Source organism: Paenibacillus sp. FSL R5-0908 (assembly GCF_038006245.1).
In the GTDB taxonomy this organism is placed as follows: domain Bacteria; phylum Bacillota; class Bacilli; order Paenibacillales; family Paenibacillaceae; genus Paenibacillus_AQ; species Paenibacillus_AQ odorifer.
On the sequence record NZ_JBBOUV010000001.1, the window covers coordinates 6603473 to 6624837 of the forward strand.

The following is a 21365-nucleotide window of genomic DNA, read 5'->3' on the forward strand; positions in this document are numbered from 1 at the left end:
TCTCCTATCTATAAGTTCTTAATTCGTTCCATGTTTTACTGTGAGCACTCTCCCAAGTCAAGGCTTTAACAGAGTCCCACCAGGTATAGCTGAACACAAATTCATAAGCTAAATGCGCAGGTTTAATCTCTTCGATGATTTGAATCAACCCTGCCATATTCGGAGGAATCCCCAGTGTACTCACAAAATGAATCTCAAAACGGTACTCCTCAGGCACTTCCTTCACTTCAACCACTCCACCTGAAAAAGCTGACGCCGTCCGCTGAATCATCTCCGGTGTGGTGGTCCCATTTCCACGCAGCTTTGCCTTAATCATCTCTCGACGAGTGGCATAAGACTTGGATGGATCGCTGCTGAGTCCAAGTTCGGATTCCCAGCGCCCAAGGCTCACTGTAGCCGTTTCAATAAACGCCTGATCCAGTACATCTATAGTACCTACCTTCAGTCCACCAATTTCTAGCCCGATGGTCTCCTGAAGCTTCTCCATTTCGCGGACATCCTTGTAATAATCCGGTAAATACTGCATTAGATCAGGCGCCTCGACTTCACCCGGATGGCTCGAATCTTTATCTGCGGAATATTGCAATTCGCTGTATAAAGAGCTGCCGTAACTCATCCTCTACACCCCCTTCAGTTGATTCCAGGTTAGGGGGCCTTTGGGCAAATAGTCATGTGTATGCGCCGCTGGAGGGAATACCGTTGGTTTACCCGCTACCCCCGCCCAAGCTACACTATCCGCTTGTTGTGCAAAATCCACCTTGCCATTGTTATTCGTATCGTAAATGCTTTTCAGCATATCCCCGGTACTTTGCGCGGCTACCAGTAAGACATTACCAGCGGCAGAACCAATGTACAGCTTGCCACTGTCTGTACAATACCCAAGCTCACCAATAGCCAGTGCTCCAATGGCGCTTTCCAAGCCGCGGCGTATTTGAATCAATGTTTTTAGAGCCATTGTCCCGCCCCCTAGAATGTTCCGCCATCAATACTGGCCACGGTAAGTTTATTGCCATTCGCAGCATCATAAACGATACTGCTTCCATCCACACTTACAGCTATACCAGCTGCATCCACGGTGATTCCTTTTCCAGCGGTAACCGCAATCGCGTCTGCAGTGACTGTGATCCCATTGCCCGCACCAATGTTCAGCGTCACAGCATCGGCCTGACCCCCACCAATCAGCCCGTTCCCGGCTGTAATGGTCTGTAGTGCACCACCGGTACGTACCCATGCGCTGCCGTTCCAGCTGTAAATCTTCTGCTCATCATCGACGTAAGCGGTCCAACCGACGGCAGGAACATAAAATACCCAAGCGGCAGATTGGTATTCAACAATTTGATTCGTTTTGCCCGCCCATACCCCGGTTGCCCCTGCTGGAATAATATAACGATCACCCTCAACCGGACTGGCAGGTGGAGCCAGCAGGTTCTGGTCTTTTACCGATGCTTGCGGTTCGATGTTATGCTTAGCCAGCTCAATTTCATTTTTAATCTTTTGCGCAGACCACAAGTCTGTAATCGTGGTCCCCGCATCATTGATTGTCCGGTGCTTGGCCACATCATCAATGTGAGTCTTGATCTCAGCGGCAGTCTTTACGTTTGTGCCATCCGATACTTTATTGATATGTCCCGCACTAATATCCGCTTTAAGCACCTTCGCATAGGTTGCTCCATCAGCGATATCATCAATTGTACCTGTCAGATCGGTAAGCTTCTGCGCATTCACCCGCCGCCAAGCTGCCCCATCATCAAAATATAAATATCCGCTATTCGAACCCGTAGTCACGTAATACAAACGACCAACGGATCCTGCAACCGGACGCGAAGCTTCTGGCCCTGACAGCGCCCTGCCGACCATGGAATTGGACGTGCCGTCACCAATATAAACTTCCTTAGTATCACTGCAAAAACCAAGCTCACCTGCCTTCAAAACGCCATAACTCGTTAGCTCAGCCTTTGTACCCCGCTTTATTTGTATGGTCTGTGCCATTTTACACCTCTCTTCTAAATAATCCTCCGTCAATCTGGCCCTTGTTCTTATAACGCTCTATTTCAGTTTGGACAGCGGTAAGACTCACCTGCAAACCGTTAATATCCTCTGCTTCAACCGTATCACCGGGGGTTTCGTAAGTAACATATACCTCAGGCACATCGGCAAAAATCTTAATCAACCGCCGCCAGGGCGCCTCATCCGGAAAAGACACAGTGAAATTGCGTAGCTCGATCCCGGAATACTGTGACCCTGTGTACACCGCAATGGTCTGATTATTAATATTGTCATGCGCTAGAAGACCACTATAAACGCCATTTACAAGCGGTAATCTCTCTTCGATAACATAGCTGCTACCGTTTTCTTTTTTATTAAGTTTTTCTTGAAAAATATCAATTTGCTCTGGATAACCCATGCTACACCTCCAGTAGAACGTTACCGAACAACGGTACTTCTTCTTCGTTCAACATCACATTGCCCGCTCCACTGTTCAACTTCAGCTCTGTGTAATCCGCGACTCCTTCAGTAGCAAGCAATAATGCCCCGATGACAGACTGACTGATAAAGGTTGCTGAAAAAGCCTTCTCCTTGCGATATTTCTCAAGCATCACCTGAAAGCCTTGGTTTACAGCTTGCAGTGCATAGCCAGAAGCAAGGGTTACCTTGGCACTTATACTGATGTTTTTGCCCGCAGCCGGCGCCACGGTCACAACAGCCCCTACCGGTGCTTGTCCCTCACCAGCTCCTGAGACCGGATCAATATATTGCTGCACCTGAGCCGCCAACAGCTCGGATGCGGGTTTTTTTTCGGCGTTCACAATAATCACCTTCACAGTTTTAGGACCTTTCCATAATGGAAAAACACGTGCGCCTCCCACACCCGAAACTTGCAGTGCCCACTCCATATAGTGATATTTATTTCCGCTAGTAGCTGGGCGTCTGGCTGAATCCAAATAACGCTGGCGTAGCGCATCATCCGTTTCAATGTCCTCCCCAGGGATCAGAAGAGAAGCTATTTCTCCGCGCGCTAGGTCTGAAATATAATCCACTGGCAGTAAAGAGCCAAAATATCGATTTCCTTCTTCTCCAGCGGTTTCACTTTCCAAGCGATACACTCCAGGAGATAACTTCTCCACAGCCGTATAATTCAGCATTTCGAGTGAGAAGCGGCTGCCTAGTGGAACATCCAGCAATCCTCCATCCGCCTTATAAAAAATCCCTTTCAGCTGTGCCTTGCTGGCTTCATGCCTTACAATGCCTGACCAGGAGATACTTCGCTCTAAGTACTCTCCGGTAGCCGTATCTGCAAAATACAGATTATTATTCACATCCAGCTCAATATACATCTGTGCCAACTCAGCGGCTGCTGGAGCCAATGCGTCATAAATGATGCTGCCCTCGCGTTTATCCAATCCTGATGGAATCCGGTCCAACATCCGCTCTAAAATAGCCTCATACGTCTGATCCTCATACATCCTCATTCCACTCCTTTCTCAGCTGAAAATTTCCGTAACGTGTGACGACCTTGCAGTCAAAAGTTAGATTATCTCCGGTAAACGAAACAACAATATTCTCTAAGCTAAGGATTCGTTCATCCTGAAGTAGTGCCTCACTAACGATACGTCTGATTTCAGCTCTAACCAGCAGCCGATCCTTGCCAAGCACCAACCGCCACTCTGTTCCGTAATCTGAACTGTAAATCAGATGTTCAAACCGATCGGTTCGCAAAATTTTTGCCGCTGCCTGTTGAACTGCTTCTAGTCCATCCGTTTGGCCTGTAATCCTTCTTCTCTCCCAATCCATTCGGTACGTAAGACTAGGACTTTCCCCACGCTCAAGGTTGACCTCCCCCTCAAGCAGGGCCGTTATCGGTCCAGCTTTTCCAATCGCCGGGATCATATCGGGCTCACCAGCCGATCTAGAACAATGTAACTTTGTCCGCCCTGCATTCGAACCATTAATACGCGGTCCCCACTCGCTAATCCCCGCCGAAGTATTACTTCTTTGCCCTCGATGGCGATCTTGCTTTCCATTACCGATTCAGGCAGCACTAACGCATTCCCCGATAAAATAAACCGCTGATCCACCTGGATCTGCAAAGGCGCTGCCTCCGTTACCGTTCCATAAGAAAAAGCCACGGGATTTGTACTTCCCACGGCTCCTAGACTTGCTTTTTTAATAATATCTAACATCATTTCTACACCACCTTAATATCGAGGGACATTGTATGCTCCCCTCCAGAAATCTTATGGCTGCATTGGTCTACCAGAAACAATTGAGTCTCGAATTCATCCAATAGGACATAAATGAAATTGCCTGCTCTTACACGCATATCACCAATCGCCTGTACGGAGAGACTGAGCTTTTCACGGTTGTGCATTTTCAGTAAATTGTTTGCCTTCTCCTGAATTTGGGCAGCATTCGCTTTGTCATCAGCCTTCTGATACAAGTGCAGGATACCCCAGCGTTTCACATTGTCCTTGTCACTAACCGGATAGAAATCACGTTTGCCCGATGCCTCGTTATCCTTGTACAGAAAAATCGTGTTGTACGTATCGTCATCAATACTTTTTTTGAGCGAATAATCGTACAGATAATGACCCGCTCCGAGCACCAGGTTAAGCAGCATAGAATCCGGTTTACGCAGCGTCAGCTTCCCAAAATCATCGTAAAAAGCCATCAACCGCCCCTTATACTGAAGCTCACTGCCGATGGCTCCCATAATGATGTCCAACAGCTTTTTGTCATCTTCAATTAAAGAAGGAATCCGGTACTCTGTCTCCTCCAGCACACCTGTCTTTAATCCGTAGTCCGTTGTTATTTTCTTGATCACATCACTAGCCGTAACATCCTGCAAAACATAACTACCATTGCCCAGCAAATAACGAATCTGATCATAGGCAGTCAGCTTAATCTCCTGATTCGAGCCGGTATCAATGCTGAACACAAATCCGTAAAATACATCCACATTATCTTTACTGAACTGAATAATATCACCATTGCTGATCCCGAACTTGGGGAGCTGATAGATTCCGCTGTCCACAAGCGTTAACTCTAGCGTTGACGGTTTACCTGACCGTGCGGTTTTCCAAGAAATATCTGAGACGATGCCAGAAATATCCCATAGATTCCCTTCTTTATTCTTCACTAGCAGTTCCATAACATCCTCCTACGGCAGCTTGATGACTTTACCGATGGGCAGCTTTTTCAGCTCACTATCCGGAATGCCATTAAGCTTCTGAATGGCTTTGTACTTTGAGCCATCTCCTAGGTTTTTTTGAGCGATGCTCCATAGACTGTCTCCAGCTTTTAAGGTATAGGTGGTAGGCTTTGCTTTTTCATTAGCCCGCTTCTGTTCCGCCTTCACTTCACCTTTGACAACCTTCACAGCTACCGCCTGATAGAATACGTATTTTTTGAGAGATAACGAATATTCAATATCCCCTGACGTACCCGCACTAAGCTTCCAAGTGAAACCTTCAATGCTCATAGCCATATTCACAGCAAAATCAATTTCTAAAGATCTATCCTCACTAATTGAAGATTCCTCTAGCCATTTCTGCGGTTTGTTTAACTTCTTTTCATCTTTTTTTGTATCATCGGGATACCTCACACCGGAGAACACAAACCGAATAGGCCGACGACTCTTCATCCATTTCTTAATAAGCTCCACATATTCAAAAGGCCTTTTCAGTCCATCCTCTTGCACCAATACGAACGGATACCTTTGTGCCGGAAAAATACTTTCAATTGTGATCTCCGTAAGCTTCGGATAAGCAATCGTATTAATCTCACCCAGATCGATAATGGTATAGCTTTTTCCATCTCCACTCTCCTTGATTTCCAAGGTCTCTGGATTGACTGGCAGCCGAATTGCATCCTCCTGATTATTAAAACCCAAAAAAATCCCGTACTCTTCCACGTTACGTATACACCCCCTGCGCCGTAGAGACAAACTCCTCGTTCAGCTTTTGCCCGATCTTGTTGATAATCGTATCAATGTCTCCGGCATTGTTAATATTCCCGGTCGTCACCTGCACCGTCGGCGTAAGCTCCACAAAATTCTGGATCGCCTGAATCTCGGCCAGCTCGCGCAGCATTTTCAGATCATCACTGGAGATGTCTACGGTGTCGTTGATGGAGCCGAGCTCGTTCACACGGTTGACGGTGTTCAGATTACCCGGTACTCCTGCATTTTGAAAAGAACCTACAGCGGAAGGCGTATTTAACGCAGGAGTCGTCGTCACAGGAACTACTGGAACCTCAGGAATGGTAGGCGATTTCGGAGGTTTCGTTGAATCATCTTGATGAGTAGTATTCCATTGATTGATTGTAGTCTCGTTATTCGTGTTTCCACCAACGTTTAGGCTTTCTTTAAATTTATTAACATCAAAATCTTGCGTGAAATTCGCAGCTGTATCAAAAGTATTTTCAATGCTCATCTCCACGTTCTGTTTAAATTGACTGCTGTCAACCTGTTCAAGATGAAGATTAATCTCTGATTCTATACCGATAAATTTACCAACAGCCCCAATTACTTTATTAATACCACCTAATAAAAAATTGGCAGCATCAATGATGCCATTAATAAATCCGGTCCATAGATCAATCACATAACCTACAAAATCTGCAACGATCTGTCCCAGAGCCCTGAACATATTGGCAAGAAAATCTCTTACTGGCTGAAGAGCTGCGACAATTCCTAGAAAAGCCACAATAAGTGCAATAACAAGTCCAATTACAAGCGCAATAGGATTAGCATTTAACACAGCGTTGTAAATCCCTTGCGCAGCGGTAGCGATCCCAGTCGCAATTGCTGACATATTAGTTGCGATTGCAGCTGCACCCATGGCAATTTTATAAGCTATAATCCCAGCAACAATTCCCAAAAGAATTGGTACTACATAAGGCAACGTGCTGCTAAGAACACTCCAAAGGAACAAAGCTCCCTGTACTACTTGTGAAAAACCTTGTGCTATAATAGCCAATCCAATGGCCATCCCATCGATAATAGGCTGAAAGGTACCCTCTGAGAACGCATCGTTAAGAATGCTTAACAACGGGGAAAATGCTGCAAGAGCCCCTTGCCCCATGCCAGCTAAAGAATTGTTATAGTTTCCAAGAAGCGTCTGCCACTGATTTACGGGTGAATCCATCATGGTTTGCAGCGAAGTACTCGTCATACCTGCCGTTGTCATGATATCTCCCAAAGTACTTAAAAAAGCGCTCATGTTCCCCGTACTGGCTACTAGGTCGAGTCCACCAAGCTCCTCTTCATCTACCTGAAGCATCGATGCTAAGTCACTAGAATCTCCATCAAATGCAGAATTAATCGCTGATGAAGTATCGCCAATATCCTTACCTTCTGGAGACATCATACTAAGCCTTGTGGAATAATCCATTAGCTTATCTAGCTGGTCCGTATTTTGTGTTTTAGGATAAAACGACAAGACACTTTCCATAGACTTGCTGACGTCCTGTCCGGTTTCTAGCGCTCTCTTCTTGAATTTATCAAACATAGCTACACCAACATCAGCATTCCCGGTTTTTGCTTTAAAAAGATCTTCCCACTTCTGCTGCTCAGCAGCTGGCACAAGCACCTTCTCCATGACACCTTTAACTTTTTCAACCATACCCTTGGCCTTTTCAAAGGCCCCAGTAAGCTTTTCCCAGGTTCCTGCTTGCTTTTCAGCTCCTCCAGCCCCTCTATCAGCCGCATCATTCAGTCTCTCCTGAGCCTGAACCGCACCTCCAATAGAAGCTTGAATTCTGGTATAAGCTGCACTGTAATTATTAGTGATGTTGTACACGGGTTTATTGACTATTTTCATACTGATACGGTTTAAGGTTGCTGAGAAGGAATTTGAAATATTCGCAGAGACCTGTGTTGTAATCTGATTGGTTATATCATTGATCCACTGATTAGAGACTTGCTGTATTCCAGCTATATTATTTTGTACACCTGCCATTCTCTCACCCCCTAACTATCTCTTCCTCGCCTTACTCCGTGCCTGATCCCGCTTCTCCTTCTCCACACGAACAGCAATCATCGCATATATTGCGGCGCGTTCGCGGGAAGACAGCTTCATCAGCTCATGGGGTAAAATGCGCAGCTCATGGAGGGCGTAATAAGCAAAATTAGCTTCACTATCGCCCTCGTTGATTAGTTTTTTACTTCATCCACCAGCTCGTTCATGTCCGTGCCAAAACCATTTAAGGCCTGCACCCGCTCACCTAACGCCGCGAATTCACCCGGAAGCAGCATTTTACGCAGCAGTGTCTCAGCGCCAAGTACGCCATAAGAACGCTGCAATTCAGCATTTTTTAGATCCGGATGCACTACACTTGAGGTCATCAGCTTCGCCATATAATCGTTAGGCTCAATTTCAGAGGTATAGACTCCGTTTTTACCTTTGACTTTGCGGGTTGCGGCCTTGCGGCATTCCTGATTCTCATCCTCAGTCATACTGCGCAGCTTCCAAGCTACCGCATTTCCTTCCTTATCCTTAAAACGCTGGGATACTACAAACTCCTCGGTCGTGTCACATGCTACATTTTGGGCAAAAAACAAACTTAATTCGCTCATTGTCTTCCTCCTAGAATTATTTATTTAGATGCTTCTCCTGCTACTAGCTGCCAATAGACAGAGAAGAGACCCGCCGCTCATTCTACGTTCGGGTCTTGCTTGCTCCAATCTATCTAGTTGTCTTAATTAAAGCCCGGAACCTGCCGGAGCACCAAAAGCTTGCACAATCTGCACATCTTCAAAGGTAAAGCTAACTTCTTCTTCCAGAGCGTCTGACTCTGTATCGAGTGAGGCCATGATGACGCTATCGAGGTTCACCCCTTTTAGAATAATCCGTTGTGCCCCCACGCTGGACGATGGATCTTCGTTCGTAACCTCAATATCGAAGTACTGATCAACACCCGTATTCATATAATCAAGCATCATCTGGCGGAAACGACTAGTCATATAAAAAATCGTCATCGAACCGCTGCCCGACCATCCAGTCGCTTTATGCTGAACACCCCGGCGGCCCAGTGTTTTCACCTCTGCCTTTGTTTTTTCTACTGTAGCCTCAAGAGTTTTCACATAGAACATCTCTTCGGTTTGCGTACCAATCACAGCATAAGCACGGCCCTCCTGGCCGGAAATCGTATCACTAGCTTTTAAAAATGCCATCTTAAACCACCTTCACTTTCATATATACTTTTTCTACGGAATCTACCGGTTTCACAGCCACATCCAGCACGATACTATCACTATCTGCACCAGCCACAACTACAACATCTGTCTGCGCGTTAAAGCCCTCAATCGCACCCATATCCTGCAAATCATTCATATAAGTCGCACACTGCGACCAGAAAAGAGCACGGCCATCTTCATTATTCGCGACCTTACCGATATAGTAGTTCTCAAAAATACGCTTCATATCATTCGCAATTCCATCCAGCACGCGCAGTACACGATTTTTGGAGAATGCTTTGCCTTTGTCCGGTGAAAACGCGGTAAATGTATTGATATCCTGTTCCACCACAGCCCGTCCGCCACTGTAAGTAAAGATAAGCTCTCCTTTTAGCAACGCAGCAGTAGTCTCAGAATGTCTAAGTCTTACATCAGCATCCACCGAATCATCATACCCCTGATAAGTCAGCGATTCATTAACAGCTGCTGCTGCTGTAGCACCAGCTACCCAAGCAACGGCATTGACGTTATCAATCGTAGTTCCGTCGCTCAGTACTACCCCATTATTCACGCTAATCACACCTTCATGACCTGCAGCCGCATAATCGGATAGTACAGCCTGTACCTTTTTCCCTTCTGTATCCCGAAGCCGTCTCACAAAAGAACTGTAAAGTGCCTTCAGAGCACTATCCTGCGATACTAGACCCACGGTTTGGAATTCCTGCACCTCAAGAGCAGACAGGAAGTCACTATGTGCTCCATTCGTCACGGTTCCGTTAGCCCCCCCTGTAAGCGGCATACCTGCAATTAGCTTCAAGCCTTCTGCACCATTTTTCTGGAATTGAACATAATCGTTCGCGACCAACTCCTCAGCCGTTCCAACCGTTTGCTTGTTCAGTTCAGTTCCATTAAGCAACGTCTTTACATCAAAAAGAGCAGCATTCTCTATATTTTTCTCAATCACAATCGAAAGATCATTTCCGCGTACACCGCCGTATTTAGCTGTTACCTGGAGGCCGTTATTCGTGACTGCCGCTTTAACGCCTTCATTCAATCGATAGAGCAGCAAGGTTCCCGCCCGTTTCAGCGCTTCACGCACTGGCAGTAGAGTCGGATGTTCCAAATCAACACCCAGCAGCTTATTCACATCATCCTGCGGGGTAATCTTCATGATTACTCCCGGTTCTCCCCAAGATAGGGCAAGCGCCAATGCCGTAATCCCGCGTTCTCCCATTTTGCCGATGGCACCTTGATTTGATGCTACATTTACGTACACCCCAGGGCGCACCTTATTTTGCGTTGTCCATGTTCCGCCTGCCATTAGTTCATTACCTCCTTATTTTTGAACAATCCCATAGATTGCTTTGCTTCTTCGAGCGTATAGTTCTTACCATCCTGCAAAATAACGTTCAATATATCCTTTTCCCTCGGCGTAAAAAGTGAGGAATTCACAATCTGTTCCTTACTAAACCCATTCCCGTTACTCCCTCTAGTACTCATTTTAATCGTTCTCCTCCAATCATTTGTCCCATCTTAATGCTGTCAGGCTTGTCGTTTTGCAAATACAACATATAGTCAACTGTAAACAGCGGCCCATGCCCTTCAGTTCCAGCTTCCCAAGCTTGCCTAACTACACGAAAAGCTCCACCCTCCTGCTCCATTCCTGCCATCGCCTCACTTAGCTTATCTGCCATTCCCTCAGCTTCCAGCAAATTGCCTTGCTCATAACGGATGCCAAAACGGTAGACCGCTAAATACCTGCCCTCCCGCTGCCGATCCAGTGTTGCTGAGATCAATCCGGGATGAAAATAAGCGGTTTGAGGTTTTTCTCCTTCTACATATACAGGCACATCAGGAAAATACCGTTCAAGTGTACTTGTAATGTGTTCTCGCAATTGTTGTACCGACATCACTCCATTCCTTTCTGATCTGCGACCGTTCGTCGATCCTTGATGGTGTTAACCTTCAACTGCATGAACATTAAGCAGACACCCCCTCAACTAGATTTAAGAAAAAAGGATACTATCCGAGGTTGGATAATATCCCTTCTTCATTAGGCAAATGCGAGAAGAATCTTTCACCGCTCGATTTGTTCTCATCACCCTTAGGGCGGAACTATTAGCAGAGCATTCATGCTCTTGCGGTGTTCTTTTGCTTCATTTGCCATGTTATAATCATACCCCCATATTTTCCTTGCGGAGAGGGTAAACGGACGAGGTTTTGACTAGCTTTGGGATGGTATAGAGCGGTTTTTTGGAGGTACACGATTGAAGACAAGCTAAAGAGCCTTGGTCCCTCCTTTTATGGACGGCAAGTTTTTGTGCGAGGATTATAAGGATAAAGTACATCCTTCAACTTATACTTTCTTATAATTCAAAAAAAGACCGCATCATCCGCTCGGACGATACAGTCTTCTTTACTAATCACACAATTCTATTTCTATTAAGTAATACTCATTTTCTCTTTCTTTACCCTAGGCGCAGTTATTACTAAAGTTTGCAGAGACAGTAAACCGAGATCCGTTAACGCTAATGCCATCTTGTAAAAAGCCTTCGAGCGTATCTTCACGTAAGTATCCTTACTTACCGGTGGATCAAACACATGATTGTAAATCGTATAATCGTACATCTCGTCTCTTCTCATATACCTTTCTCGTACCAGCTGCTGTTCTCTCGTATCGAGTCTCTCTACCACAGAGTCTATTGCGGAACAATAAGCTCTCCTTGCGGCGGGGATGTCCACATTATAAGAAGCTATCGCAGCAGTCTGATCAGTTACAGTGTTAGTAGGACCATGAAATCTTTCTGTGTATGAATAAGTTGTGCTAGCTTCTTTAGCTTCAAATGTAACGGTCTTAAAAATACGGTATTTCTCCAACATGCTCTCTATAGCGACCTGGGTTCGGCGACGGTCCAACTCTGGTAAAATTGATATGTTCATCATTTATGCACTCCTTTTGGGTTTAACTGAATGAGATTTAATTTGCGGAATTTTCCAGCCCAATGTGATAAAATAAATCTTGTTCGTATTATGTTCGTATTTTTCTATAATATACCACTTCTTTACCAATCTCGTAAAACCCCGTTTTAAGCTGTTTTTATCGAAAAAGAGCGTATATCCCTCCATTATCTTGCCTTTTGGCAATAATATACGCCTTGTTGTTTACCTATTGGCAAAAATGGCTTATATTATTATCATAAGGTTACAGCCAATAAGGAGTGAGTTGAGATGAAACAGGAATTCGGGGATTATATGAAGCATCTTCGGGAAACAAAGGGACTCACCATTAATCAATTAGCAGTAGCTGCCGGAATCAGCGGTTCGCAAATTTCCCGGATTGAGAATGGATTAAGAGGGGTACCTAAACCAACCACGTTACGCAAAATTGCTGAGGCCACTGGCGTCCCCTACGAGGAGCTAATGGATCAGGCAGGGTATTTGCAGGACCAGACTCTTTCAAGCGATGAGGCTGTCCCAGATTGGGCCACAAGCAAAGATAAAAGAGACTTTCGAAAAATGCTAGAGGATGATGGAGAACTGATGTTTGACGGGATTCCATTAGACAAAGAAGATAAACAGAGGATAAAAGATGTACTAACCGGATTGTTCTGGGAAGCCAAACAAATGAATAAGAGAAAAAAATCCAAAGACACTAAATAACTATACTAACATGCTGCAGGTGAAGAACATGGATGAACTGATCAATAGTCTGATTAAAAAATATAAAACCAACTGCCCGTTCGAGCTTGCCGCAGCACTAGGCATTCAAGTTCGCTTCATGAACCTGGGGACTGGCACAAAGGGATTATATTATCGAAAACTAAGAAGAAGGTTTATCGTCATTCATAATGAGTTGCCTGTAGAATGGCAGCGGTTCGTTTGCGCGCATGAATTAGGACATGATCGGCTTCACAAGGGGATCAATCGCTTTTTTCTGGAGGAAAGCTCCTATTTCTCTCCTGGTAAGCTTGAACGTCAAGCTAATGTCTTTGCTGTAAAATTACTTTCATCGGGCAGAAGCCCCGAACAAGAGGAATCATGGAGAAACTATTACCTACGGATTGGAATTCCACCGGAAGTCCGATTTTTTTTGGAGGAATAATAGAACATACGTTCTTTGATTGTATTTATATGTATATTAAGTACATAACAAAAAAGCCCTTACCGAAGTAAGAGCTTTTGAGCAGCGATTAAGCTGAGTATCGGGATGACACGATTTGAACATGCGACCCCCTGGTCCCAAACCAGGTGCTCTACCAAGCTGAGCTACATCCCGTTACTATAAAATTATGGAGCGGGTGATGGGAATCGAACCCACGCTATCAGCTTGGAAGGCTGAAGTTCTACCATTGAACTACACCCGCAAAGGTGAAAATCGGGATGACACGATTTGAACATGCGACCCCCTGGTCCCAAACCAGGTGCTCTACCAAGCTGAGCTACATCCCGTTATAAATACTATAATTGCTTAATAATAAAAATGGCGCGCCCTGAGAGATTCGAACTCCCGGCCTTTTGATTCGTAGTCAAACGCTCTATCCAGCTGAGCTAAGGGCGCAAAATTATGGAGCGGACGACGGGAATCGAACCCGCGACCCTCGCCTTGGCAAGGCGATGCTCTACCGCTGAGCCACGTCCGCAATAAGTGGTGCGCGTGAAGGGACTTGAACCCCCACGTCGTGAAACGCCAGATCCTAAGTCTGGTGCGTCTGCCATTCCGCCACACGCGCATAATAATAATAAAAGTGAGCCATGAAGGACTCGAACCTTCGACACCCTGATTAAAAGTCAGGTGCTCTACCAACTGAGCTAATGGCTCGCACTTGGCTGGGGATATAGGATTCGAACCTATGAGTGACGGAGTCAAAGTCCGTTGCCTTACCGCTTGGCTAATCCCCATTGATGGTACCTCTATGTTGCCCATAATCTCTTAGGAAGATTATGGTGGAGGCTGAGGGGATCGAACCCCCGACCCTCTGCTTGTAAGGCAGATGCTCTCCCAGCTGAGCTAAGCCTCCATATCTATGGGACCCTCTAAGGGTAAGTACAAGTAAAAGTTGGTGACCCGTATGGGATTCGAACCCATGTTACCTCCGTGAAAGGGAGGTGTCTTAACCCCTTGACCAACGGGCCTTGCAAATCTGTGGAGCTCTCAACCGGATTCGAACCGGTGACCTCTTCCTTACCATGGAAGCACTCTACCTGCTGAGCTATGAGAGCATGGCTCCCCGAACAGGACTCGAACCTGTGACAACTCGATTAACAGTCGAGTGCTCTACCAACTGAGCTATCAGGGAATATCCGCTTGGCAACGTCCTACTCTCCCAGGACCCTTCGGTCCAAGTACCATCGGCGCTGGAGGGCTTAACGGTCGTGTTCGGGATGGGTACGTGTGGAACCCCTCCGCTATCGCCACCAAACGGGCATTTACAGCGTAAATGCTCAGGCTTAATCGCCTGAAAACTGAATCCGAATTGAATTTGCGTCGCCCGTCATCTCTTCGGGGCCCCCGGAAAGTATTCGGAATTAGCTTCGCAGCCTTTTCTTCACTTTTTGGGGTATTTTTAGGATAAGCCCTCGACCGATTAGTATTGGTCAGCTCCATGCATTGCTGCACTTCCACCTCCAACCTATCTACCTCGTCGTCTTCAAGGGGTCTTACTAATTGGGAAATCTCATCTTGAGGGGGGCTTCACGCTTAGATGCTTTCAGCGCTTATCCCGTCCGTACGTAGCTACCCAGCCATGCTCCTGGCGGAACAACTGGTGCACCAGCGGTACGTCCATCCCGGTCCTCTCGTACTAAGGACAGCTCCTCTCAAATTTCCTGCGCCCACGACAGATAGGGACCGAACTGTCTCACGACGTTCTGAACCCAGCTCGCGTACCGCTTTAATGGGCGAACAGCCCAACCCTTGGGACCTACTTCAGCCCCAGGATGCGATGAGCCGACATCGAGGTGCCAAACCTCCCCGTCGATGTGGACTCTTGGGGGAGATAAGCCTGTTATCCCCAGGGTAGCTTTTATCCGTTGAGCGATGGCCCTTCCATGCGGTACCACCGGATCACTAAGTCCGACTTTCGTCCCTGCTCGACTTGTAGGTCTCGCAGTCAAGCTCCCTTATGCCTTTGCACTCTGCGAATGATTTCCAACCATTCTGAGGGAACCTTGGAACGCCTCCGTTACTCTTTAGGAGGCGACCGCCCCAGTCAAACTGCCCGCCTGACACGGTCCCCGTACCCGATTAGGGCACTAGGTTAGAACCTAGATACGATCAGGGTGGTATCCCAACGGCGCCTCCACCGAAGCTTGCGCTCCGATTTCTACGGCTCCCACCTATCCTGTACAGATCGTACCCAAATTCAATATCAAGCTGCAGTAAAGCTCCATGGGGTCTTTCCGTCTTGTCGCGGGTAACCTGCATCTTCACAGGTATTAAAATTTCACCGGATCTCTCGTTGAGACAGCGCCCAAGTCGTTACGCCATTCGTGCGGGTCAGAATTTACCTGACAAGGAATTTCGCTACCTTAGGACCGTTATAGTTACGGCCGCCGTTTACTGGGGCTTCGGTTCATAGCTTCGGGTTACCCCTAACCACTCCCCTTAACCTTCCAGCACCGGGCAGGCGTCAGCCCGTATACTTCGCCTTGCGGCTTCGCACAGACCTGTGTTTTTGCTAAACAGTCGCTTGGGCCTTTTCACTGCGGCCCCCTCGTGCTATTCACACTACCGGGGCACCCCTTCTCCCGAAGTTACGGGGTCATTTTGCCGAGTTCCTTAACGAGAGTTCTTCCGCGCGCCTTAGAATTCTCTTCTCGCCTACCTGTGTCGGTTTGCGGTACGGGCACCTTCTCCTGGCTAGAGGCTTTTCTTGGCAGTGTGAGATCATGACCTTCGCTACTATAATTTTCGCTCCCCATCACAGCCCAGCCTTAACGATGTGCGGATTTGCCTACACACCAGCCTCACTGCTTAGACGGACATCCATCAGTCCGCGTCACTACCCTCCTGCGTCACCCCATCGCTCATAGCGGATTACGGTGGTACAGTAATTTCAAACTGTTGTCCTTCGACTACGCCTTTCGGCCTCGCCTTAGGTCCCGACTTACCCTGAGCGGACGAGCCTTCCTCAGGAAACCTTGGGCTTTCGGCGGATCAGATTCTCACTGATCTTTTCGTTACTCATACCGGCATTCTCACTTGTGTAGTGTCCAGCGCTCTTTTCAGTACACCTTCAACCCCTACACAACGCTCCCCTACCCCAGATGCAAAGCATCTAGCCATAGCTTCGGTGGTGTGTTTAGCCCCGTTACATTTTCGGCGCAGAGTCACTCGACCAGTGAGCTATTACGCACTCTTTCAATGGTGGCTGCTTCTAAGCCAACATCCTGGTTGTCTGTGCAACTCCACATCCTTTCCCACTTAACACACACTTGGGGACCTTAGCTGATGGTCTGGGCTGTTTCCCTTTTGACAATGGATCTTAGCACTCACTGTCTGACTCCCGGCAATAAGTATATGGCATTCGGAGTTTGACTGAGCTTGGTAATCCTTGCGGACCCCGCACCCAATCAGTGCTCTACCTCCACTACTCTTATACCGAGGCTAGCCCTAAAGCTATTTCGGGGAGAACCAGCTATCTCCGAGTTCGATTGGAATTTCTCCGCTACCCCCACCTCATCCCCGCACTTTTCAACGTACGTGGGTTCGGGCCTCCAGTGCGTGTTACCGCACCTTCACCCTGGACAGGGGTAGATCACACGGTTTCGGGTCTACGTCCACATACTAAGTCGCCCTATTCAGACTCGCTTTCGCTGCGGCTCCACCTTCTCGGCTTAACCTTGCATGTTAAACGTAACTCGCCGGTTCATTCTACAAAAGGCACGCCATCACCCATTAATAGGGCTCTGACTTTTTGTAAGCACACGGTTTCAGGTTCTATTTCACTCCCCTTCCGGGGTGCTTTTCACCTTTCCCTCACGGTACTGTTTCACTATCGGTCGCCAGGTAGTATTTAGCCTTAGCAGATGGTCCTGCTGGATTCATACGGGGTTTCACGTGCCCCGCACTACTCGGGATCCGTCTCGGAGAGAACACAGTTTAGGTTACAGGGCTTTTACCTCTATCGCGGGCCTTTCCAGACCTCTTCACCTACCATATTCCTTTGTAACTCCATGTGAGACGTCCCACAACCCCTAAGAGCAAGCTCTTAGGTTTAGGCTGTTCCGCGTTCGCTCGCCGCTACTGACGGAATCACTATTGTTTTCTCTTCCTCAGGGTACTTAGATGTTTCAGTTCCCCTGGTCTGCCTCTACATTTCCTATGTATTCAGAAATGAGTAACTGCGAATTACCACAGCTGGGTTTCCCCATTCGGACACCCCCGGATCAAAGCTTGCTTACAGCTCCCCGAGGCAGTTTCGTTGTTCGCCACGTCCTTCGTCGGCTCCTGGCGCCTAGGCATCCTCCGTGTGCTCTTATTAGCTTAACCTTGATTCTTCCGAAGAAAAATCTCACTAATAACATTTACTTGTTTGCACAAGTTGCTAAAAGATGTTCTAAAACGCAAATTCGTTTCGGTATCCAGTTTTCAAGGATCAAGTTGAAAAAGTTATTCATTTAAAATTTATGGTGGAGCCAAGCGGGATCGAACCGCTGACCTCCTGCTTGCAAGGCAGGCGCTCTCCCAGCTGAGCTATGGCCCCATAAAATTACTCTATAATGTTATATGGTGGGCCTTGGTGGACTCGAACCACCGACCTCACCCTTATCAGAGGTGCGCTCTAACCAACTGAGCTAAAAGCCCATATAACATATATAACATTGTGAATCAACCAATGAATTGGTTGTCCGCTTGGCAACGTCCTACTCTCCCAGGACCCTTCGGTCCAAGTACCATCGGCGCTGGAGGGCTTAACGGTCGTGTTCGGGATGGGTACGTGTGGAACCCCTCCGCTATCGCCACCAAACGCATACGAAAGAGACTTGCTCTTTCAAAACTGAACACGAGTGAGTGTTCGAACCCGAAGGTTCTATTGTGGAAGTTAAACTTCCGATTTGAATGTCCTCATTTCAGAAGACGATTCTCCATAGAAAGGAGGTGATCCAGCCGCACCTTCCGATACGGCTACCTTGTTACGACTTCACCCCAATCATCTACCCCACCTTCGGCGGCTGGCTCCCTTGCGGGTTACCCCACCGACTTCGGGTGTTGTAAACTCTCGTGGTGTGACGGGCGGTGTGTACAAGACCCGGGAACGTATTCACCGCGGCATGCTGATCCGCGATTACTAGCAATTCCGACTTCATGCAGGCGAGTTGCAGCCTGCAATCCGAACTGAGACCGGCTTTGATGGGATTGGCTCCACCTCGCGGCTTCGCTTCCCGTTGTACCGGCCATTGTAGTACGTGTGTAGCCCAGGTCATAAGGGGCATGATGATTTGACGTCATCCCCACCTTCCTCCGGTTTGTCACCGGCAGTCACTCTAGAGTGCCCAGCCTTACCTGCTGGCAACTAAAGTTAAGGGTTGCGCTCGTTGCGGGACTTAACCCAACATCTCACGACACGAGCTGACGACAACCATGCACCACCTGTCTCCTCTGTCCCGAAGGCCGCCGCTATCTCTAGCGGATTCAGAGGGATGTCAAGACCTGGTAAGGTTCTTCGCGTTGCTTCGAATTAAACCACATACTCCACTGCTTGTGCGGGTCCCCGTCAATTCCTTTGAGTTTCAGTCTTGCGACCGTACTCCCCAGGCGGAGTGCTTACTGTGTTAACTTCGGCACCAAGGGTATCGAAACCCCTAACACCTAGCACTCATCGTTTACGGCGTGGACTACCAGGGTATCTAATCCTGTTTGCTCCCCACGCTTTCGCGCCTCAGCGTCAGTTACAGCCCAGAAAGTCGCCTTCGCCACTGGTGTTCCTCCACATATCTACGCATTTCACCGCTACACGTGGAATTCCACTTTCCTCTTCTGTACTCAAGCCACCCAGTTTCCAGTGCGACCTCAGGTTGAGCCCAAGGTTTAAACACCAGACTTAAATAGCCGCCTGCGCGCGCTTTACGCCCAATAATTCCGGACAACGCTTGCCCCCTACGTATTACCGCGGCTGCTGGCACGTAGTTAGCCGGGGCTTTCTTCTCAGGTACCGTCACTCCGGTAGCAGTTACTCTACCGGACGTTCTTCCCTGGCAACAGAGCTTTACGATCCGAAAACCTTCATCACTCACGCGGCGTTGCTCCGTCAGGCTTTCGCCCATTGCGGAAGATTCCCTACTGCTGCCTCCCGTAGGAGTCTGGGCCGTGTCTCAGTCCCAGTGTGGCCGTTCACCCTCTCAGGTCGGCTACGCATCGTCGCCTTGGTGGGCCGTTACCCCACCAACTAGCTAATGCGCCGCAGGCCCATCCCTCAGTGACAGATTGCTCCGTCTTTCATTCTTCTCTCAGGAGAAAAAAGAAATTATCCGGTATTAGCTACCGTTTCCGGTAGTTATCCCAGTCTGAAGGGCAGGTTGCCTACGTGTTACTCACCCGTCCGCCGCTAAGTTACTTTGAAAGCAAGCTTTCAAAGTAACTCCGCTCGACTTGCATGTATTAGGCACGCCGCCAGCGTTCGTCCTGAGCCAGGATCAAACTCTCCAATTAGTATTGAAAAGAGCGATATGCTCATTTTGAAACATCTGACGAGAAAATTAATTCTCTAATTTTGGATTTCACTTGCGTGATTTCCCACTCACTCGTTGTTCAGTTTTCAAAGATCAATGTCTCTCATTTCGTCGTCGTTGTTTATCAGCGGCGACCTTTATAATATATCACAGTGTTAAGCTGTTTGGCAAGTCTTTTTTTTGAAAAATCTTTTTTTCAATTTTTCTTGCCTTCCGCTTCCCTTTTACACAAGCAAAAGGAGCGCGAGATATAATTTATCATGAGCACTCCTTTTTAGTCAAGCTATTTTATTAAATAATCTGAAAACTTTATAAAACTGTAGCAATTCTCGTATATCTTCAGTGTTTATACTGAGAAGAACGCCCACCCCATGCATACTTCGAAAGCTCTTTCTGAGGAGCGAAGCGAGCATACATCCGGAATACAGTCTTATATCTATTAGCGATGGCGTGCCTGATATTTTGGTCCAAGCGCTGATCACTCAAATCTAACAGCATCTCATCTAGTTCTTTTCTCAAAACATAATCCAGTTCCTTGCATTCCTTTTCGTTAAACAACATTCCCAACATATGCTTGGCCTCCTTCATGAAGTTGCAATTAACACCTTCTCTAAACCCCCAAAACTTTTGTGCATAAACAGTAAGTAACATCTCATGTAGAAAGCTGCCTTAAGATCCTCTTACACTAGATTAACCGGAGTCCTCTTTTTATAACCATAATTATTAAAAATTCCCTTTATGGTTTCGTCTCGATTATATACTCCTTACCTTTAGGCAATCCTTGGATGAACGCCCTTAATGTTATGCTCTATTCCCGGAAGTTTTATGATAAAAGTGAAAAAGTAATTGTACTTTCAATAATGGCTGCAACAAATAACAGGATTACAGTCCATATGGAAGCCGTAAGTGTTTGACGCATGAATGCAGACCAGTCTGCGCTTCTCTCCTCTTTTCTATCTGTAGATCGAAATAAACTTGAAATCACTTTCCCGCCAAAATGCAGCCCAAAGGCACAAGCGATAATGATTGCCGGAATCTCTATAATCCCGTGTGGCAGCAATCCTTTTACGATTAAATCGAACAAATCCTGTCCTTGCAGTGCGGATAAATGTATCAAGTAGCCAATTACCGCTCCGTTTATAAATAAGAATATAGCTGGCAATATGCCGAACAACGCTCCCAGGAAAATAATAACCACTCCCTTGATGGCGTTATTCAGAAATATAAATACAAAGAAGTTCCATTGCGGATTAGCGGTGTCTCTTAAGTTCCCACTGATCTCACTTAGCCCTTCCAATTGCTGAACCAATAGTTTTTCCAGACTACTTGTCGCTACCCAGCCAACAACCGCTCCTATTACGAAGAGCAGACAGGATAGCAGCAAAGCCTTGCGGATCGATTTAATATCTTTAACAAACGTGAAGAACGACAACATAAATACCTCCTGAAATTGTGATCTCTGTTTCTTAGGTCATAACCGTGCGGTACGAGCATACATTTAGAACAAACAAGCATTTCG

At 47.0% G+C, this 21365-nt stretch carries 20 protein-coding genes, 14 tRNA genes and 4 rRNA genes; 2 read left to right on the forward strand and 36 right to left on the reverse strand.

The annotated features are described in order from the left end of the window. Nucleotides 1-4: 4 nt before the first annotated feature. From MKZ09_RS29840 to MKZ09_RS29915, 16 genes are all read right to left on the reverse strand, one after another. Nucleotides 5-616 (reverse strand): putative phage tail protein, encoded by a 612-nt coding sequence (locus tag MKZ09_RS29840; protein ID WP_036681263.1) that lies wholly within the window; start codon nt 614-616, stop codon nt 5-7. Between the two features lie 3 nt (nt 617-619). Continuing rightward, complete coding sequence (locus MKZ09_RS29845; protein ID WP_076208480.1) at nt 620-955, reverse strand: hyaluronate lyase N-terminal domain-containing protein; 336 nt, start codon at nt 953-955, stop codon at nt 620-622. An 11-nt stretch (nt 956-966) separates the two neighbouring features. Next, nucleotides 967-1989 carry a DUF2793 domain-containing protein gene (locus tag MKZ09_RS29850; protein WP_076208481.1) on the reverse strand — a complete coding sequence of 341 codons (1023 nt, stop codon included), beginning with the start codon at nt 1987-1989 and terminating at the stop codon, nt 967-969. Between the two features lies 1 nt (nt 1990). Further along, entirely contained in the window at nt 1991-2404 is a 414-nt protein-coding gene (locus tag MKZ09_RS29855) for a phosphoglucomutase (RefSeq protein WP_076208482.1), read from the reverse strand. Between the two features lies 1 nt (nt 2405). Further along, on the reverse strand, nt 2406-3464 hold the full coding sequence (locus MKZ09_RS29860; protein ID WP_076208483.1) for a baseplate J/gp47 family protein: 1059 nt from the start codon (nt 3462-3464) through the stop codon (nt 2406-2408). Next, entirely contained in the window at nt 3457-3888 is a 432-nt protein-coding gene (locus MKZ09_RS29865; RefSeq protein WP_076208484.1) for a DUF2634 domain-containing protein, read from the reverse strand. The genes MKZ09_RS29860 and MKZ09_RS29865 overlap by 8 nt, the downstream gene beginning before the upstream one ends. After that, nucleotides 3885-4181, reverse strand: coding sequence for a DUF2577 domain-containing protein (locus MKZ09_RS29870; RefSeq protein WP_076138387.1), 297 nt, complete (start codon nt 4179-4181; stop codon nt 3885-3887). The genes MKZ09_RS29865 and MKZ09_RS29870 overlap by 4 nt, the downstream gene beginning before the upstream one ends. Nucleotides 4182-4186: 5 nt before the next feature. Continuing rightward, nucleotides 4187-5149: an XkdQ/YqbQ family protein gene (locus tag MKZ09_RS29875; RefSeq protein WP_076208485.1), complete on the reverse strand. Its 963-nt coding sequence runs from the start codon at nt 5147-5149 to the stop codon at nt 4187-4189. 9 nt (nt 5150-5158) lie between these two features. Continuing rightward, nucleotides 5159-5911 carry a LysM peptidoglycan-binding domain-containing protein gene (locus MKZ09_RS29880; protein ID WP_076208486.1) on the reverse strand — a complete coding sequence of 251 codons (753 nt, stop codon included), beginning with the start codon at nt 5909-5911 and terminating at the stop codon, nt 5159-5161. A 1-nt stretch (nt 5912) separates the two neighbouring features. Beyond that, on the reverse strand, nt 5913-7958 hold the full coding sequence (locus MKZ09_RS29885; protein WP_076208487.1) for a hypothetical protein: 2046 nt from the start codon (nt 7956-7958) through the stop codon (nt 5913-5915). 194 nt (nt 7959-8152) lie between these two features. Next, a complete protein-coding gene (locus tag MKZ09_RS29890) occupies nt 8153-8575 on the reverse strand; it encodes a phage tail assembly chaperone (protein ID WP_076129761.1) in 423 nt (140 codons plus the stop codon). Between the two features lie 126 nt (nt 8576-8701). Further along, on the reverse strand, nt 8702-9172 hold the full coding sequence (locus tag MKZ09_RS29895) for a phage tail tube protein (RefSeq protein ID WP_036681245.1): 471 nt from the start codon (nt 9170-9172) through the stop codon (nt 8702-8704). 1 nt (nt 9173) lies between these two features. Further along, entirely contained in the window at nt 9174-10496 is a 1323-nt protein-coding gene (locus tag MKZ09_RS29900) for a phage tail sheath family protein (RefSeq protein ID WP_076208489.1), read from the reverse strand. Beyond that, nucleotides 10496-10675 carry a hypothetical protein gene (locus tag MKZ09_RS29905; protein ID WP_076138341.1) on the reverse strand — a complete coding sequence of 60 codons (180 nt, stop codon included), beginning with the start codon at nt 10673-10675 and terminating at the stop codon, nt 10496-10498. The genes MKZ09_RS29900 and MKZ09_RS29905 overlap by 1 nt, the downstream gene beginning before the upstream one ends. After that, on the reverse strand, nt 10672-11085 hold the full coding sequence (locus tag MKZ09_RS29910; RefSeq protein WP_076138340.1) for a phage tail terminator family protein: 414 nt from the start codon (nt 11083-11085) through the stop codon (nt 10672-10674). Before MKZ09_RS29910 ends, MKZ09_RS29905 begins: the two co-directional genes overlap by 4 nt. 532 nt (nt 11086-11617) lie before the next feature. Beyond that, nucleotides 11618-12115 (reverse strand): ArpU family phage packaging/lysis transcriptional regulator, encoded by a 498-nt coding sequence (locus tag MKZ09_RS29915; RefSeq protein ID WP_076138386.1) that lies wholly within the window; start codon nt 12113-12115, stop codon nt 11618-11620. A 288-nt stretch (nt 12116-12403) separates the two neighbouring features. On the opposite strand from MKZ09_RS29915, the gene MKZ09_RS29920 reads away from it, so the two are divergent. Both MKZ09_RS29920 and MKZ09_RS29925 read left to right on the forward strand, forming a co-directional pair. After that, nucleotides 12404-12835, forward strand: coding sequence for a helix-turn-helix domain-containing protein (locus MKZ09_RS29920; RefSeq protein ID WP_076129758.1), 432 nt, complete (start codon nt 12404-12406; stop codon nt 12833-12835). Nucleotides 12836-12863: 28 nt separating this feature from the next. Continuing rightward, nucleotides 12864-13277 carry an ImmA/IrrE family metallo-endopeptidase gene (locus tag MKZ09_RS29925; protein ID WP_076138385.1) on the forward strand — a complete coding sequence of 138 codons (414 nt, stop codon included), beginning with the start codon at nt 12864-12866 and terminating at the stop codon, nt 13275-13277. 100 nt (nt 13278-13377) lie between these two features. Here MKZ09_RS29925 and MKZ09_RS29930 read toward each other — a convergent pair. The 20 genes from MKZ09_RS29930 to MKZ09_RS30025 all read right to left on the reverse strand — a co-directional run bounded on the left by MKZ09_RS29930 (nt 13378) and on the right by MKZ09_RS30025 (nt 21281). After that, a tRNA-Pro gene (locus MKZ09_RS29930) sits at nt 13378-13451 on the reverse strand. A gap of 14 nt (nt 13452-13465) precedes the next feature. After that, nucleotides 13466-13539: transfer RNA gene (locus tag MKZ09_RS29935), tRNA-Gly, on the reverse strand. Nucleotides 13540-13550: 11 nt separating this feature from the next. After that, nucleotides 13551-13624 (reverse strand) — tRNA-Pro (locus MKZ09_RS29940). Between the two features lie 32 nt (nt 13625-13656). Further along, nucleotides 13657-13733: transfer RNA gene (locus MKZ09_RS29945), tRNA-Arg, on the reverse strand. 7 nt (nt 13734-13740) lie between these two features. Continuing rightward, nucleotides 13741-13815: transfer RNA gene (locus MKZ09_RS29950), tRNA-Gly, on the reverse strand. 6 nt (nt 13816-13821) lie between these two features. Continuing rightward, nucleotides 13822-13905 (reverse strand) — tRNA-Leu (locus MKZ09_RS29955). Nucleotides 13906-13921: 16 nt separating this feature from the next. Further along, a tRNA-Lys gene (locus MKZ09_RS29960) sits at nt 13922-13994 on the reverse strand. A gap of 5 nt (nt 13995-13999) precedes the next feature. Further along, nucleotides 14000-14074: transfer RNA gene (locus MKZ09_RS29965), tRNA-Gln, on the reverse strand. Between the two features lie 43 nt (nt 14075-14117). Beyond that, nucleotides 14118-14193, reverse strand: a tRNA-Val gene (locus MKZ09_RS29970). A gap of 40 nt (nt 14194-14233) precedes the next feature. Next, nucleotides 14234-14308 (reverse strand) — tRNA-Glu (locus MKZ09_RS29975). Between the two features lie 11 nt (nt 14309-14319). Then, nucleotides 14320-14395 (reverse strand) — tRNA-Thr (locus MKZ09_RS29980). Nucleotide 14396: 1 nt separating this feature from the next. Continuing rightward, nucleotides 14397-14472: transfer RNA gene (locus MKZ09_RS29985), tRNA-Asn, on the reverse strand. 6 nt (nt 14473-14478) lie between these two features. Continuing rightward, a 5S ribosomal RNA gene (gene rrf, locus MKZ09_RS29990) occupies nt 14479-14595 on the reverse strand. Nucleotides 14596-14740: 145 nt separating this feature from the next. Then, nucleotides 14741-17666: ribosomal RNA gene (locus MKZ09_RS29995) — 23S ribosomal RNA — on the reverse strand. 138 nt (nt 17667-17804) lie between these two features. Next, a tRNA-Ala gene (locus tag MKZ09_RS30000) sits at nt 17805-17880 on the reverse strand. Nucleotides 17881-17904: 24 nt separating this feature from the next. After that, a tRNA-Ile gene (locus tag MKZ09_RS30005) sits at nt 17905-17981 on the reverse strand. Nucleotides 17982-18027: 46 nt separating this feature from the next. Next, nucleotides 18028-18144 (reverse strand): 5S ribosomal RNA (gene rrf / locus MKZ09_RS30010). Between the two features lie 124 nt (nt 18145-18268). Then, a 16S ribosomal RNA gene (locus MKZ09_RS30015) occupies nt 18269-19826 on the reverse strand. Together the 16S, 23S and 5S rRNA genes with 14 tRNA genes alongside form the textbook arrangement of a ribosomal RNA operon. Before the next feature lie 359 nt (nt 19827-20185). Continuing rightward, a complete protein-coding gene (locus MKZ09_RS30020; RefSeq protein WP_036680631.1) occupies nt 20186-20416 on the reverse strand; it encodes a hypothetical protein in 231 nt (76 codons plus the stop codon). 253 nt (nt 20417-20669) lie between these two features. Further along, nucleotides 20670-21281 carry a stage II sporulation protein M gene (locus MKZ09_RS30025; protein WP_076138447.1) on the reverse strand — a complete coding sequence of 204 codons (612 nt, stop codon included), beginning with the start codon at nt 21279-21281 and terminating at the stop codon, nt 20670-20672. Nucleotides 21282-21365 lie beyond the last annotated feature (84 nt).